Origin of the sequence: Neobacillus vireti, from assembly GCF_001026695.1 — a bacterium.
Lineage (GTDB): Bacteria > Bacillota > Bacilli > Bacillales > Cytobacillaceae > Neobacillus > Neobacillus vireti.
In genome coordinates, this window is record NZ_LDNB01000010.1 from 419709 (window position 1) to 434859 (window position 15151).

12 protein-coding genes, 4 tRNA genes, 1 rRNA gene and 1 riboswitch are annotated in these 15151 nt (G+C 41.0%); of the genes, 2 read left to right on the forward strand and 15 right to left on the reverse strand.

Annotated features, from left to right (window positions below; translation table 11 throughout):
• Positions 1-148: 148 nt before the first annotated feature.
• Genes AA980_RS12700 through glpA form a run of 3 tightly spaced genes read right to left on the reverse strand, consistent with a single transcriptional unit; the run spans position 149 to position 4122 of the window.
• The gene (locus AA980_RS12700; protein ID WP_024029905.1) at positions 149-1366 is read right to left on the reverse strand and encodes an anaerobic glycerol-3-phosphate dehydrogenase subunit C; all 1218 of its coding nucleotides are present in this window, start codon (positions 1364-1366) and stop codon (positions 149-151) included.
• Positions 1359-2510: an FAD-binding protein gene (locus tag AA980_RS12705; RefSeq protein ID WP_024029906.1), complete on the reverse strand. Its 1152-nt coding sequence runs from the start codon at positions 2508-2510 to the stop codon at positions 1359-1361. The genes AA980_RS12700 and AA980_RS12705 overlap by 8 nt, the downstream gene beginning before the upstream one ends.
• Positions 2503-4122 (reverse strand): anaerobic glycerol-3-phosphate dehydrogenase subunit GlpA, encoded by a 1620-nt coding sequence (gene glpA / locus AA980_RS12710; protein WP_024029907.1) that lies wholly within the window; start codon positions 4120-4122, stop codon positions 2503-2505. The genes AA980_RS12705 and glpA overlap by 8 nt, the downstream gene beginning before the upstream one ends.
• A gap of 431 nt (positions 4123-4553) precedes the next feature.
• On the opposite strand from glpA, the gene AA980_RS12715 reads away from it, so the two are divergent.
• Entirely contained in the window at positions 4554-5999 is a 1446-nt protein-coding gene (locus AA980_RS12715) for a DEAD/DEAH box helicase (RefSeq protein WP_024029908.1), read from the forward strand.
• Positions 6000-6078: 79 nt separating this feature from the next.
• On the opposite strand, the gene AA980_RS12720 is transcribed toward AA980_RS12715, so the two are convergent.
• Positions 6079-7854, reverse strand: coding sequence for an ABC transporter ATP-binding protein (locus AA980_RS12720; RefSeq protein WP_024029909.1), 1776 nt, complete (start codon positions 7852-7854; stop codon positions 6079-6081).
• A 472-nt stretch (positions 7855-8326) separates the two neighbouring features.
• On the opposite strand from AA980_RS12720, the gene AA980_RS12725 reads away from it, so the two are divergent.
• Entirely contained in the window at positions 8327-9586 is a 1260-nt protein-coding gene (locus AA980_RS12725; RefSeq protein WP_024029910.1) for an MFS transporter, read from the forward strand.
• A gap of 277 nt (positions 9587-9863) precedes the next feature.
• Here AA980_RS12725 and AA980_RS26335 read toward each other — a convergent pair whose 3' ends face one another.
• The 11 genes from AA980_RS26335 to rrf form a co-directional block, all read right to left on the reverse strand.
• Entirely contained in the window at positions 9864-9971 is a 108-nt protein-coding gene (locus AA980_RS26335) for a YjcZ family sporulation protein (RefSeq protein WP_082195722.1), read from the reverse strand.
• A gap of 185 nt (positions 9972-10156) precedes the next feature.
• Positions 10157-10570, reverse strand: coding sequence for a hypothetical protein (locus tag AA980_RS12730; protein WP_024029911.1), 414 nt, complete (start codon positions 10568-10570; stop codon positions 10157-10159).
• Positions 10571-10822: 252 nt separating this feature from the next.
• Positions 10823-11779: an ATP-grasp domain-containing protein gene (locus AA980_RS12735; protein WP_024029912.1), complete on the reverse strand. Its 957-nt coding sequence runs from the start codon at positions 11777-11779 to the stop codon at positions 10823-10825.
• Between the two features lie 15 nt (positions 11780-11794).
• Positions 11795-12844 carry an LLM class flavin-dependent oxidoreductase gene (locus tag AA980_RS12740; RefSeq protein ID WP_024029913.1) on the reverse strand — a complete coding sequence of 350 codons (1050 nt, stop codon included), beginning with the start codon at positions 12842-12844 and terminating at the stop codon, positions 11795-11797.
• 108 nt (positions 12845-12952) lie between these two features.
• A riboswitch (SAM riboswitch) is annotated at positions 12953-13056 on the reverse strand.
• A gap of 159 nt (positions 13057-13215) precedes the next feature.
• Positions 13216-13476, reverse strand: coding sequence for a hypothetical protein (locus tag AA980_RS12745; RefSeq protein ID WP_024029914.1), 261 nt, complete (start codon positions 13474-13476; stop codon positions 13216-13218).
• A 242-nt stretch (positions 13477-13718) separates the two neighbouring features.
• Entirely contained in the window at positions 13719-14108 is a 390-nt protein-coding gene (locus AA980_RS12750; RefSeq protein ID WP_024029915.1) for a DUF6010 family protein, read from the reverse strand.
• Positions 14109-14374: 266 nt separating this feature from the next.
• A tRNA-Met gene (locus tag AA980_RS12755) sits at positions 14375-14443 on the reverse strand.
• A 17-nt stretch (positions 14444-14460) separates the two neighbouring features.
• Positions 14461-14553: transfer RNA gene (locus AA980_RS12760), tRNA-Ser, on the reverse strand.
• Positions 14554-14583: 30 nt separating this feature from the next.
• Positions 14584-14660, reverse strand: a tRNA-Met gene (locus AA980_RS12765).
• 18 nt (positions 14661-14678) lie between these two features.
• Positions 14679-14754, reverse strand: a tRNA-Val gene (locus AA980_RS12770).
• Positions 14755-14767: 13 nt separating this feature from the next.
• Positions 14768-14884 (reverse strand): 5S ribosomal RNA (rrf, locus tag AA980_RS12775).
• Between the last annotated feature and the right edge of the window lie 267 nt (positions 14885-15151).

Genomic DNA, 15151 nt, shown 5'->3' on the forward strand with positions numbered 1-15151 from the left:
TCCAGATTCCTTATCTTAATTTTATAATATTTTATTGGTTCCAAACAGCCTTTATCAGAAATACTAAGCTAGGAAATGTCAAAACTGTGAAATTAGGATTAATTTCTTAAAAAATCGTAAACTGCCAGCTTAAAACAACTTCCAGGAATTAATCCAAGACCGTTGCACGTTCATAGGATTCCGCTACGATTTGCATCGGATGTTTAACCGTTTTATCTGTCAGCTGATCAAGCTGGTTTTTACACATGCCACATTCCGTAACCGTGTAATCTGCATCGACTTCTTTCACTGCCTCGGCCATCGGACGGCCAATTGCCATTGAAACATCATATTTTTCCGTTTTAAATCCAAACGTGCCGCATTGACCGCAGCAGCCTGCACCCACATCTTGAATTTTGAAGCCAGGAATAAGTTCTAAAATATCCATCGCGGGATTTCCGATTCCTTGCGCCTTCATATGACACGGAGCATAGTAGCCTGCCCTTTCGTTCATTGGCGCAAAATTCATGTTCAATTCACCGCTCTCCTTTAATAAGCGTAAATATTCATCAGCATCATAAACATGGCTTGCCAGTTCCTTTGCTTCCTCGGTGTTAAGAAAGGATACATATTCTTTTTTAAACGCAAGCGTACAGCTTGTGCAGGTTAGGACCACATCGTATCCTTGGCGAGTATATTCTAAAAAACTAGTAATATTGTGGTTAGCATTTTTTAGCCCTTGTTTCATTTGCCCGTTAGCAAACATGGGCACGCCGCAGCATTTTTGGTCTGGTTTTACGACCTCGATTCCATTATGCTCCATCACTTTGATGAAGCTCATGGCTACTTCCGGGGCATTAAAGGTGGCATAACAGCCAGCAAAATACGCTACCTTTCGTTCTGTGCTGGCAGTTTTCTTTTTGTAAACCCGGTTAAAATTATGAAAGCGATATTTTGGAAATTGCCGCTCAGCAGGGATATCCATGACCATCTCCATCATTTTTCGGACCGGCTTCATTCCCATGGCCAAATTGGTAACAGGAGCAAACGCAGAAGCTAGTTTACCAACCCATTCTGCGTTACTTAACACGAAATCGCGAAATTTAGTCCCTGACTTCTCTGAATGAAACGCTTTTGCGAAGGCCGTTAATGTGGATACATGGACATTTTCGGGACAAGACATGTCGCAGCTGCCACATAATGTGCAAAGTTCAATTCGTTTATCATCGATGAGCCCCTGATTATTCATGAGTCTTTTTAACTCCGGTCCTAAATGCTTCGGACCGCCAAATTCCAATGTCGTATTTGCAACAGGACAGCTGGATACACAGGCATTGCACTTCAGACACTTGTCAAATGTAAGTTCATCTAGTATTATCTCAAGCACTGCGAAACCCTCCAATAATAGCTTGTTGGTGAAGCTTACCCACCATTTCATGACTGGACAAAACGGAGTAAACGCCTCCTGTAATTCCATTATGCGTTACACTAGATCCCCTGGCTGCTCCCACAGGATAAAGGTTTTCAGGGCAATGAATCAATTGACCATTTGCATCTGCCGCAAGCTTAAGCGCCGTTTCCCTTACCCCGTCAGAAGTTACTTCCAACCCGCCGCCAAGAATTCCTCCGGTAGCGAGAATAAATTGTTTCCCGCTTACATTTGTCGTGTGGTTTGATGTTTTGAATGTCAACGACTCTATTACTGGCCCATCCATTTTACAGCCCACAACAGTGGTATCAACATAGAATCTTACCCCTAATTTAATTGCTTCTTTTTTCAATTTTTCATGCAAGCGGATGGCAGTCGTATTGGGCGGCATTCCCGGAGCTTCTGTCACGTTTGCACCCAGTTCCTTTGTAAACTGCTCCAGGGTGTCTGTCCAGTTTTCAACCCCAAGGGAGGCTGGAAAAATAAATAGGTCTGGCTGACTGATTTCCCTTTCCGCCATTTGCTGCTTTATCTGTTTGATACAGTGGTCACGATTTTCCTTTTGATCCAAAATCCTTGCCGCATCTAACTGTGTCATCGTCCGCTGCGACTGTTTTCCTAAACTTATTTTAATGGTATCAATCGAAAGCTGTGGTCGGGATTTTTGTAAATTCCCCTTGATATATGCTGGCTGAAAGTCAATCACTTCATCGAATCCAACAATGATAACCTGACCATGTTCTTTGATTGGCGATATTGTTTCAGGATACAGTGCAGTCTGTTTAATATGGCCTGAGCCCGTAACGATCGGGACAAGATGTTCAATATTCCCTTTGTACGGATAGCCTATTCTTTTCGTTAAAACTTTAAATTGTTCCATTGCCTCTGTCAGTTGTGATTGTTCAATCGCTGCCAATTGGTATAACTCTGACCACTCTTTCAATCCGCCATTCGCTCCCGGAATCAGATCTAGCACACCTATTGATTGCAGAATTTTTCCTGATCCAGTGGCAACTAACGCCGTGCGGTATCCATGTTCTTTTGCCCAAATAGCCGAAAGCATCCCCGTTAGACCTTGACCGATAACTACGACATCATACATGTTGAAAATCCCCCTCTCTAAATCCTAAAGAAACTCGATAAATCGTATCCATTAATTGCCTTTGCTTGGCGGTTTCACCTGTTGCAACCACGTCCATACCTTTTTTTCGTTCAAACACGGCATGCTGAAGGGCCTGTTCCGCTTCTTCCACTGTCGCCTTTCCTTTTTCAACCGCAAGTGCTGCGGCACGGTGATTGCAGAAGGTACCTTGACATGGCCCCATTCCTAAGCGCGTCCTTCGACGAATATCCCCAAGATGAAAACGGCCTTCCTCAGGAATGACCGATTCAATTTCTGCCCACGTTACCTGCTCACATTCGCAAACAACAAAGTTTGCAGCCTTGTTTTTTAAAGATGATTCGATTTCCGCTGCCTTTGTTCCAGCCCAATGGCTCAATTTATGCCTTGCTGCCGGGGCTAGGTCCACATCTTTGAAAAACTCCTCTGCCTTACGGTGCGGAACCATTTCCTGGTCCGTTGTACAGCCAGCCTTAATTCCTAGCTTTTCACAAACCAAGTCAACTGTTTTTTCCGCCATATAACGGAAGGTGGTTAATTTCCCGCCTGTAATCGTTACTAGTCCGTCAAGGCCATCCCGTTTGAGATGATCTAATAGGGTAATCCCGCGGGTAACATTTCTGCCGCTTGCATCGGACACAGTAGATTCCTGGTAAAGCGGACGGCTCCCGCTAAAAGCGCGGATCAAACGCAATTCATTAATCGATGGAATGAGCTTTTTCCCTTCCGCTAACATTCCCACGAGCTCTTGACGGTGTAGGGAAAAATTATTCGGATCTTCTACATTTATTCCGGTTGTACCGAAAATCGTCACATTATGGGCCGGAACAAAGATATCCGCATCTCCCGGCATCCGCAGGCGGTTAATGACCTGCTTATTAATGCGATGATTAAAAATAGCTAGCATCCCTTTATTATTAATCATTGTTAATGGAATGCCAGCCATCTCAGCGATTTTCGCCCCCCATGGACCTGATGCATTCACCACAAGCTCGGCCAGAATGTCCTTTTCCTCTCCGGTAAAACCATCACGCACACGTACACCTGTTACCCGGTTTTGCTCCGTAACTACATCGACAACCTCATGGTAGGTCAAAGCATGTGCCCCATGTTTGACAGCATCCGCCACCACATCGACCACCATGGTAAAGCAATCGACAGCACCATCCGGCACTCGGTACACTACTTGAGCATCTCTAGTTAAAAATGGTTCTTGCTGCAATGCCTGAGCAACAGGAATTTCTTCGACAGGTATCCCCACCTTTGTACAAGCTGTCAGCCATTTTTGAATATAGCTTTCATCGTCTTCAGGTACTTTTACGAATAAACCACCTGTTTGCTCGATAGAACCCGGAACTGTTTTTTTCAAGATTAGGTTTTCACGATAACTTTCAATGGCCGCTTCTTCATCACGGACAGCGTACCGTGCTCCAGAATGGAGTAAACCATGATTCCGTGTGGAAGTTCCATGTCCCAAGTCCTGCTGCTCAACTAAAATCGCTTTAATTCCTCGTAAGGCTAAGTCGCGAAGCACCCCTGCTCCCGTCATTCCCCCACCGATCACCACTACATCTGTTTCTATTATTTGTCCCAAAGCATTTCCCTCCTAATCCCACGTAGATTGGATAATATGTTTCGTTTTTGTAGCGCTCGCCTTGCTCCCGCCGCAATACCACGCAAAAAGGCCATAAAAACATACGGGAATCGTAATCTACATTCCCATTTGTTTTTATGGCCTTCTCCAAATCTCCGAGCCAACTATTATATTTTCTCTTTAAGAATACCAAATAAATTCGTTTGCGCAGGTTATTAGCATGGCAAAATTGTGAACTTTATGAGAAAAACGCTAGGAGCAGGTGGAATATGCTGGGCATGATCCATGTCATGGAAATAAATTTTTAAAAAAAATGCCGATGCAACTGGATTCTCCTGTATAATGAATCCTATTCAGCTTCTGCATATGATATTTCTTTAGGAGAAATCCTATAAGTGAGTAGGATAATACAATAAAAATGAGGTTAATACATGAGTGAACAAAGTTTTGCGGCTTATAATCTAAGCGATGAAATAAACAGAGCGCTTGCGGTGTTAAAATACGATGCTCCCACAGAGGTTCAGCGTGAAGTGCTGCCATTAGCACTGGAGAATAACGATCTAGTGGTAAAATCACAAACAGGCAGCGGCAAGACGGCATCCTTTGGCATTCCTATTTGTGAAATGGTGGAATGGGAGGAACGGAAACCACAAGCATTAATTCTTACCCCAACAAGGGAGCTCGCGGTTCAAGTTCGCGAAGATATCACCAATATTGGCAGGTTCAAACGAATTAAAGCAATGGCCGTTTATGGAAAAGAGCCTTTTTCAAAACAAAGAGATGAATTGCAGCAAAAAACGCATGTCGTCGTCGGGACACCTGGACGGGTCATTGACCATATTGAAAGAGGAACGCTCGATTTAACCGAAATAAAGTATTTAATCATCGATGAAGCGGATGAAATGTTGAATATGGGTTTCATCGACGATGTAGAAACGATCATTAAAGAACTTCCTGCAAACAGAGTAACAATGGTATTTTCTGCGACATTACCGAAAGATGTCGAAAATCTCTGCCATAAATATATGAAAAACCCTGTTAATATTGAGATTGCCTCGACCGGAATCACGACGGAAACGATTGAACATCTATTAATCGAAGTAAAAGATGAGGAAAAGCTGTCACTTCTAAAAGATGTAACCGTCGTTGAAAACCCGGACAGCTGCCTGATCTTTTGCCGCACGAAGGAACACGTCGAAACTGTGTATGCCGAATTGGAAGCAGCCAATTATTCTTGTGAACGACTTCATGGCGGCTTAGATCAACAAGATCGGTTTGCCGTGATGGATGGGTTCAAACTGGGGAATTTCCGTTATCTTGTCGCCACCGATGTTGCTGCTCGGGGAATTGATATTGATAATGTCACCCTCGTCATTAATTATGATGTTCCAATGGAAAAAGAGAGCTATGTCCACCGCACTGGACGAACCGGCCGTGCCGGCAATAAAGGAAAAGCAATTACCTTCGCGACACCTTACGAAGGAAAGTTCGTTCGGGCGATTGAAAGGTACATTGGCTTTGAGATCCCTAAAACAGAAGCTCCTAGTCAACAAGAAGTTGCAAGTGGGAAGGATGCCTTCGCAGAAAAAATCGGCGGTAGGCGTGTGGTGAGAAATAATAAAACAGCGCGGATCAACCAAGGCATCATTAAACTCCACTTCAGCGGCGGGAAAAAGAAGAAGATCCGCGCGGTTGATTTTGTTGGAACAATCGCAAAGATTCCAGGAGTTTCCGCAGAAGATATCGGCATAATCACCATCCTGGACCAAATGTCCTATGTTGATATTCTTAATGGTAAGGGCTCACTTGTCTTACAAGCGATGGAGAATGCAACCATTAAAGGGAAAAAGCTAAAAGTGAGTAAGGCGATTAAATAAATGCTTGTACTAAAGAGAAAATAGCAAGGGGGCACCTTCCGATAGTGATGGTGCCCCCTTCATTGAATCCCCTGCAATCTTATGATCCTGCCGCCAATTTCAATTGCTCCACACTCGGCATATTTTGTTTCGAGTAGAGATCTTTATAATAACCGTTTCGGTTTAACAGGCTTTGGTGGCTTCCACTTTCAACGATTTCGCCATTTTTCACGACAAAAATCGTATCAGCATTCAAAATCGTAGAAAGCCGGTGTGCAATCATTATGATGGTTTTATCACTATCAAATTGATTGATCGACTCTTGGACCAATTTCTCACTTTCATTATCGAGTGCGCTGGTTGCTTCGTCTAAAATAATTAAAGACGGATCCTTCAAGAATACACGGGAAAGGGCGATACGCTGCTTTTGTCCACCTGAAAGCTTGATCCCTCTCTCGCCTATTTCTGTATCATAGCTAGTAGGTAACGCTGAAATAAAATCATGGGCGAATGCCTTTTTGGCAGCAGAGATTATTTCCTCGTCCGTCGCATTAAGCTTTGCCATTTTAATATTATCTTTAATCGAAGTGCTATATAAGAAGTTATCCTGCGTAACTATCCCCATATGGTCTCTGAGGCTGGCTAATGAGTAATCTCTGATATTCACACCATCAATTAACACTTCACCATTTGTCACATCATACATCCTTAGCAAAAGCTGGAGAATGGTGCTCTTTCCGCCCCCGCTCTCGCCGACAAACGCATACGTCTTCCCTTTTTCTAGGGTTAAAGAAACGTTGTTAATAATCTTGTTTTTTCCATCGTAAGAAAAAGACACGTTATTTAACTTAATCGAATGAGTAAAATTCTTTAATTCCACAGGGTTCGTTTTTTCTTTAATCGTCGATGGAGTACGGAAGAAGTCAAAAATCCTTTGCAAGGAAACACTCCCTTCCGTGATAGCAGGAAATGCATTGACTAAAGCTGCCACAGGACTTCGCATTTTATCCACATACGCAAAAAATGCGATTAAACTGCCCATTGTTAAACTGCCATCTATGACAAAAAGACTGGCAATGATCGCCACAATAAAAGGGGTCATATCACTGAGCACGTTAACTAACGCTAACATGAGTGCATTTACCTTCGCATGCTTATCTGTTAACTGATCAAAATAGGTTAGGTGCTTATCCAGTTGTTCTTTGTCACGCTTTTCTGAAGCAAACAATTTTGAGAGAAAAGCACCTTGTATTTTTTCAAAAATAAACCCGCTCATAACAGATCGGTAACCCATCATGCTCCGGGTTGATTTCTTAAACCGTTTTGATAAAAAATGTGCCAGCACAAATTGAAAACCGACTAGCGCTACAGCAAGGAGGGTCAATTTTACATTGAGCGTTAGCATAACAACGACGACAAACAGCAGCACAATCATTTCAATCAAGATGTTCCCAAACACAGCGGTCAAAAAACCTTTAACCTTTTCAATATCATCGAAAAAGCGAGTTCCAATTTCACCGCTTTTATTTTCGACAAAATACTTTGCATCCAAAGTATGCACTTTTTTAAAGGCATCCTTCCGAAGCCTTTTGATGATCTGGTTATTGGCTTTATGAATACAAAATTGCCTAACATACTCCATCGGTGTTCGAATAAAAATAAAGACCACAAGCATGCCTGCGGCAATGTAGAAAAGTTGTTCAAGCATTTCAGCACGGGTCAATGCCTCATTTTGAAGAAGTTGGTCAAAAATGTATTTCAAGATCAACGGAACAAACAGTGGAATCAGGAATCGAAACAGGCTGCCAACAAATCCGATCAAATACAATCTGCTTACTCGTTTTACATATGGTAGAAATAGCTTAAAATCTTTCATTTTAGTAAACTCCTCTCCTAATAAAAAGTTGTAGATTCGCATGAAAAGTGGATTAGTCGCCAGTAAACAGTGGTTATTCGCCAGTAAAGTCGGGTTTCACGACAGTAAAGTCGGGTTTCACGACAGTAAATACTTTTCTGAGTGCGATTTCTAAGATGATTTCATTTTACGGTGTTTTTATTGCCTAAAAACCGCATACTTTTTGTATCTAATCCGCAGAGTTTTCGGGTAATACCGCAACTTTTTTTGTAAGGCCCCGAATTTTTCCACACAAAAAAACCGCCTAATGGCGGAGGCTCAAACTCTATTTCAATTCTTCTTCAGGAATTTATATTGTGGTTTCAAGTGGAGAATTTTTCTTTCTTCGGGATTCCTCGTAATCTTTGCGGCGTTTGCTTGTAATCTTTGCGGATTAGTGTTTCTTGCTCTGTCGTATGATGTGATTATACTAAATGAAAGGTGTTGTTACGATATGTCTAATCACACTCAGGCGCAGGCTCCTACCATGAGGACACTGTTTGCCAATCGCTTTGTTCAATCTATTTTGCTATCCGGGCTCTTTCTGCAGCTTGGAATCTGGGTGAGGAATTTTGCCATCTTGCTCTTTGTTACGGAACAGACAAACAAGGATCCGATTGCAATCTCGATGATTTCTGTAGCTGAATTTGGACCGATTTTTCTATTCTCCTTTATTGGCGGAACTTTTGCTGACAGATGGAGACCAAAAATGACAATGGTACTTTGTGATCTGCTTAGTGCTCTATCCGTTTTCATCGTCTTGTTGGCACTCATATTCAGTGGATGGAAAGCAATCTTCTTCGCAACACTAGTTTCTTCCATATTATCTCAGTTCTCACAGCCCTCTTCGATGAAGCTGTTTAAGCTTCACGTACCAGAATCACTTATTCAGCTGGGGATGTCGATGAACCAAACCATTCAGGCAGTTTTTATGATCTTAGGTCCAATGATTGGCACTCTCATTTTCTACCGATTCGGAATCACCGTTGCTATAGCCATTATGGGAACTTGTTTCCTGCTATCCGCCCTGGTACTAACCTTCCTGCCTCCTGATAGAAAGGCAGAGGTAACAAAAACTGCTACGAATTTGTCGTCGGATATGAAAATGGGCCTTCGTTACGTCATTTCTAATAAGCTTTTTGTCTATATGGGTGGTTTTTTCCTTGCAGCAGGTATGGGGCTCGGGCTTGTGAATCCGCTTGGGATCTTTTTGGTAACAGAACATCTCGGTTTAACTGCGCAGAACCTGCAATGGTTTACGGCGGTAAATGGTGTGGGGATGATACTTGGAGGAGTTGTCGCGATGACCCTCTCAAAAAAAACGTCACCGCAGAATATGCTTTTGGCGGGCTTTATCTCAAGTGCCGTCTCTGTAGCAGTGATGGGCTCAGTACAGCTGATATGGGTTGCATTATTAGCCCAATTTATCTCAGGGATGATGGTGCCACTCATCCATATCGCATGTAATACATTAATTCTTACTCATGCGGAGGAATCGTTTGTGGGCCGGGTAAACGGTATCTTGAACCCGCTCTTCATGGGGGGAATGGTCTTGAACATGAGTTTAGTCGGGATCCTAAAAGAGCAATTCCCACTAACCGTCATGTACCTAATCGCTGCAGCTTTATTCACCATTGGAGCATTAGCGATGCTGCCAATGCTTAGAATGAAACAGGCTAAACAAATGAAGATCGCTGAAATGCAGCATCATTGATTATGAAAGATTTGAAAAAGAGAGAGAGTAGGGATAAGGTAGTTTTAGTTGAAGAAGTTTCGGATTTCAATAACTAAGAAAACTCGCCATTACTGGCGAGTTATGCTTTTTTTATATACAAATTACTATGTCAAAACGAGTGTCAATTCGGTACATTTTTTTTAAAATCACCTCAAAACGGATCCCTTAATTATTCCTTTCATTTCAAAATCTATCCGAAAAAAAGGACAAGTAAACCAAGCCTGTCCTTTCCCACTTAATAGCTGTCTATATTATATTAGTAGCCGCTCATAAAAGAAGCTCCGACAATGATCAGTAGAATGAACAAAACCACGATCAAAGCAAACGGGTTTCTTTCTCTACGTTCGTGTCTAATTTCTTCCATGATAACACCTCTTTAAATAGGAATATTGGAAGGAAAAAAACCTTCACATTGTATATATATACCTTAAGACAAGGGGAGATTGGACAACCATCATAGTATTCGACAAAATCAACGGTTTTGCTTAAACAACTTCTAAAAATGAAAACAAGCGAATGTCTTTAGTTGCATAATAAAAAGCCTTTTTTTCATAATTGCATTCTCTTTATATTCTCTATTGGAATTCCTGCTTCTATATAACTTCTTATCAATTTCCAATCATTAGAACTATCTTTTTTAAAGGTCTGGAAAAATAAATTTGCAGAATTTAGACCCTCACCTTGTATGAGAATAGTTGCAGATATTATTACCAACATTTCATCAGCTTTTAATGGAATAATAGAAATTTCATTTAATGCCCATTGGGCGTTATTTTCTTTAACAAAATTAAACCCTTGTTCCCAACCAAGTATTGATTCTTCAAACTCAAAATCAACAATCTCTCCTCCTGTAATTTCTCTTCCCTTGTAATTATTTGATATTAAATCACTCATTTCTGTTAATGAGGAAGAACGCCAAGCATCTAAATAAGCTTCAAGAAATTTTCTGAATTGATTATCCATAATATCCTCCTAATTCTTCTTTCATCATTAATTCTATATAACAAAGTAGTATTCCTTTAACGAATTATCCTGCCATTAATGCAAAAAAAATGACCGCCTATTAGACGATCAAACTCCTTTTAGATATAATTCAGAAAAAGGTATAAGCTTAACATTATAGGGTTTTCTTCTTTTTTAATTAAATCAAGAAGACTTTCAACTACCCCTTTCAAAATCAGGTAATTTCAAGGAAATTCTCGTTACTTCACTAAATTAAGCCGTTGCTGTTGTTGCGTATTTTTCTTCTAATGTCTTCTTTAATAATAAAGCTACCTCGAGCATTCCGTATTTTCCAGCTTCTGCTTCTGCATCAGAATTATAGTTTGTGTTTGTATTAATATCGTAAGTAAAAATTTCACCTTCAGCATTTTTGATGAACTCTATTCCAGCAACTTGAATCTTATTACCAGCTAGAACCTGTTTATATTTTTCTAAAATTTCGTCCTCAAAACCTTCAATGATTTGAAACTTTGGCTTCTCTTCTACTTCTTCTCCTACCGGGCAGAATAAATCGCCAATTTGGCATGCGTCCGCTGGGCAAAGTTCAAAGCCTTCCGAAGTATCAACCTTAACGGCATAAACAAAGTTTCCTCCTACAAACTCACAACGGGTTATGTAGCTTTCAGGAGATTGAATATATTCTTGAATAAGGGTAATTCCATCGACAGGTTCTTCGAAAGCAGGTCCTTCCACATAAGCTTTTAGAGCTTCTAGACTATGGAATAATTGAACACCTAAGCCTTTACCGGCACGGTTATGCTTCGTAATAAAGGACTGTCCTTCAAAGCTTTTAGCTGCCTGTAAAATGTTTTGTTTTCCAACCGCTGCAATCGTTTTTGGAGTCTTAACACCATACTTGTTTAACTCTAAATATTGTAAAACTTTACTAACCTCTAGCCTTAGAGCACTCGTTCCATTTAACAACGTACGTCCATGTGCTTCAAGCCAAGCCAATACTTGCCCAGTGAATTCAGCTGCAAAACGATGATCACGTGTATGAGAAGATGCACTCATTCGGCTATAGAAGATTCCTTCTGGCGGCTCCTTTGATAAATCTAGCGTTCCTTCGTCCAAATGCCATTCTTCATAAGGAACACCAAGCTCCGCTAACCTTTTTGTTAAATGGACTGTCCACTCACTATTTTCATGTATCACATATACCTTGCACATCATTATGCCTCCTCTTTAGTTCTTTATTAAACTACGTTTTTGTTCAACCAATGGCATAACCTGCTTTGCAAAGCGTTCCATTTCCTCTAATTGAGGTGAAAATTGCAATAACAATAAGTCTAACCCAGCTTCTTCATATTGTAAAATTCGATCTGCAATTTGCTCAGGTGTTCCTACTAAATTCGGTCGTAGGCCGCGATTGGATACAGAGTAATCCTGTAATTGGATTTGTTGCTCTAAATGTGATTTAGTAGTGAAATCTTTAAAGCCAGCGTATCCACTAGTGTCTTTCACAGTCGTTATTTTTGCAAGCTCAGCCAGAGCCTCTTCTTCTGTATCACGGCAAATAACATAAACAGCCATACCAAATGAACTAAATGGCGCATTGCCAGTTTGTTCACGGCGTGCCCTCATATCGGTTATTTTTCGATCAATTTCTTCCACTGTACCACCGTGCATAACATAAGCATCACATTTTTCTGCTATGGTTTGCTTACCTTTTTCACTTTCACCGCCTGCATAAAGAATCGGGTTTGGTCTTTGAATAGGTTTCGGTGCAAGCTTCGCATCCTTTAATTCGTAAAATTGACCAGAATAATTGAAGGTTTCTTCTGTCCATAAACCTTTTAGTACATCAATAAACTCTTCGGTACGAGCGTAACGCTCATCATGTTCTGTAAAAATGCCACCATATTGACGTGCTTCTTCAGCCCACCAAGCAGAAACAACGTTAAGAGTAAAACGTCCGGTACTGATTTGATCAATATTTGCTGCCATTTTGGCCGCTACAGCAGGATTATGAAAACCAGGGCGAATCGCAGTCATAATTTCAATTTTTTCCGTCACTGCTGCAAGGGCTGCTGCTGTAGACCAAGCTTCAAGCGAGTCATGCTCCGGTCCTTTAATATCATTTAAATATAATTCAGCTATTAAGGTAGTCGAGTATCCCCATTTTTCAGCAGATTGGATTACTTTCTTTGCATAATTAAAGGTAGGCGGCATATTTTCATTCTCCACATTACGTAACCAGCCTCCAAAAATCGGTAACCAATAGCCATATTTCATTTGTATTCTCTCCTCTACTATTCTAAATCTATAGTTTTCCTATTATTTAAGTTGGATTTATATATAAATTAAAAACTCCCTTCCTAAGAAGAGAGTTTTATTACCCTCTTCTCATCTTTCAAGCGATGTGCTTGATGGAATTGGCACAGTATTCATAAGAACCTGCTGCCGAGGCTTCAAAGGGCCAGTCCCTCCACCTCTCTGGATAAGAAGAAAAATCTACAATCAAATTATTTAATTAACTAAAGTGATAATAGTTTAAATTTCCCGAATTGTCAATTTAATATATTTCTAAACTAGAAATAACAATTTATAAACACGGTAAAGGAATTTTGAAAACCAATCAAAAGAGGAGAGTATTTCTCTCCTTGTTACTGAGGTTCATTTCCGTTAATAGGCGAACCAGTTGAAGTGTGTTCATTTACCCAATCAAGAGATACCTTAGAAACGGCTGACCAATTAGGGATTTGGTTGCTATGTTGCTCTACCCAACTCATACAATATTGTGGATCTATGCTCTTTTCTAGGCATTGTGCTAAGAAAGACTGAATGTTTTCCTCGGTACAGTTTTCCCATGAATCACACGTTTCAGCCCAAATACGTTCCATTTCCTGTTTAATATCGTTTACCATATTTCATTCCTCCTTGATTAAATCTACAAAATAAGTTTGTCCAAGGAGAAGAAATATATTTACAGAAGAGGTTCGATGTAGACCGAAACAGTTTGATTTTAGAGAGTAATGTAACCTGAACCTTTAGCACAATAAAAAAAGTCACTAAAATTGCAGCTAGTTCTTCAACTCTTGCCCCCTGTAAGTTTAACTCCTTCGCAATTTGTATCTAAAGTTGATCAACAATTTTTACTTGACCTCCTTTAATAAAACCTCACTATAAAAACAGCAACGATAAAATCAAATACGGCACATATGGGAGGGAACCACTTTACAACGCTCGTTTTAATTATTTTTGGGTGGTGGAGCATATCCCATATTCCGTGCAGGATAAAACCCAGACCAATCCAAATTGGCGAATACAATAATCCCAACAAAGCACAATTTAAAAATATAAATGACACCGCAAATTCAATCGATATCCAAGTAATTCTTGAATCTGACAATGCGGCACCTAAATAAACACAAGCGGTATAAGCGAGAAAGAGAGCAAATAGTTGATAAGAAATGGGCGATGTAAACGTGATGAACGTTCTAATGGTCAACAGCGCTAAAAGCACTCCAGCAACAATATTTCTTACATTTGACTTCAAAATAAAGTCTCCTTTCCAATTGATTGATATGAACTTATCATATTTCAGAAGAAGACTTCGTTACCCGCAAATAATGAAGCCATCCCCGCAAAGTTTTGCGGACTCACCGCAAATCACTTTTCGTTCCCGTTAACTCAAATTGGTTGATAGAATACAAAGTATTCGCTCTCTTTAAAAATAAAAAAACAGCGTAAAACTCCATATCTAAAGATAGGGTTTTACGCTGTTTTCTGAAAATTTTTTGCCTTAATGCCGGCCGGACTATATTGCGGGGACAGGATTTGAACCTGCGACCTTCGGGTTATGAGCCCGACGAGCTACCAGACTGCTCCGCGACAATAAAAATTAAATATGGAGGAGGAAGAGGGATTCGAACCCCCGCGCGGTATGACCCGCCTGTCGGTTTTCAAGACCGATCCCTTCAGCCAGACTTGGGTATTCCTCCATTTTTTTCAAAAAGAATATAAACGAATTTTGGTAGCGGCGGAGGGGATCGAACCCCCGACCTTACGGGTATGAACCGTACGCTCTAGCCAGCTGAGCTACACCGCCATATATATAATTCAATTATGGTGGAGGATGACGGGATCGAACCGCCGACCCTCTGCTTGTAAGGCAGATGCTCTCCCAGCTGAGCTAATCCTCCATCTATATGTACAGCCTGGCAGCGTCCTACTCTCACAGGGGCGCCTGCCCCAACTACCATCGGCGCTGAGAAGCTTAACTTCCGTGTTCGGTATGGGAACGGGTGTGACCTTCTCGCCATTACTGCCAGACTATATAAACTTTGAGGTTTCATTCCCTCAAAACTAGATAATGCAGAAGAAGTGTTGGTAAAAACGAATAATCATTGTCCAGCTCCGGCTCCTAACTTCTCGGCCGTTTCGATCCGTCCCTACAAATCCAAAACCAGGATTTGCAGTGCCGGCTCTCCAACGTCTGTCGAAGTTGAACAGTCGCCTTCGCTTTTCGTATTGGTTAAGTCCTCGAACGATTAGTATCAGTCAGCTCCACATGTCGCCATGCTTCCACCTCTGACCTAT